This is a genomic window from Carnobacterium sp. (assembly GCF_032094055.1).
Classification (GTDB): domain Bacteria; phylum Bacillota; class Bacilli; order Lactobacillales; family Carnobacteriaceae; genus Carnobacterium_A.
In genome coordinates this window covers 13,485-14,134 of the sequence record NZ_DAMDAK010000013.1, presented here as the reverse complement: position 1 = coordinate 14,134, position 650 = coordinate 13,485, and the positions used below count along the sequence as shown (strand labels likewise).

1 protein-coding gene is annotated in these 650 nt (G+C 40.0%); it reads right to left on the bottom strand.

Features of this window, described 5'->3' with window-relative positions:
- On the bottom strand, positions 1 to 650 hold a 650-nt coding region (locus RT405_RS03460), incomplete at both ends, for a cation:proton antiporter (protein ID WP_313467586.1).

Below are 650 nucleotides of genomic sequence, written 5' to 3'. Positions count from 1 at the left end.
CTTGGTGCAATCCAGCCAATCAGCAATTTTTCTGCATTATTCAGTTCTGTACCAATGGTAGAAAGCCAAATGGATAAAGGACGAACAAGGAATAACATGACTAAGACGAATCCGATAATCGGCAGAGTGAAGACATCAGCAATCGTTTCTCTTGTTAAGGAAGACGTGAGTAAGATAAAAATAGTAGAAGTCAAAAGAACCGAAATCTCTTCTACAAAATGTCCAATACTTTTAATAGAAGAAACGTATTGTTTGGTTCGCCCTACTGTAAGTCCCATAACGGTCACTGCCAGCATTCCTGTTTCATGCATGACAACTTCTCCAATTGTAAAGCAGATTAAAACACAAGAGAGAATAATGGGAGACTTTAAGTACTCAGGAACCATTCCTCTGTCTACGATAAAACTAATGGTCAGACCAATGCCATACCCTAGTAAAGCAGCAATTACCGCGCCCAAAAAGAAGCTCCATATATAATTCAGACGAAGTGTTTCATGTGTGAAGGCTTTTATCACTTGATAAGCTAACAAAGCCAATAATGGGCCTGCTGGGTCGACGATGATACCTTCCCATTTCAGAACGGCTGCGGTACGTGAATTTAATTTTGCTTGCCTTAAAAGTGGAATAATCACAGTTGGACCAGTTACCAC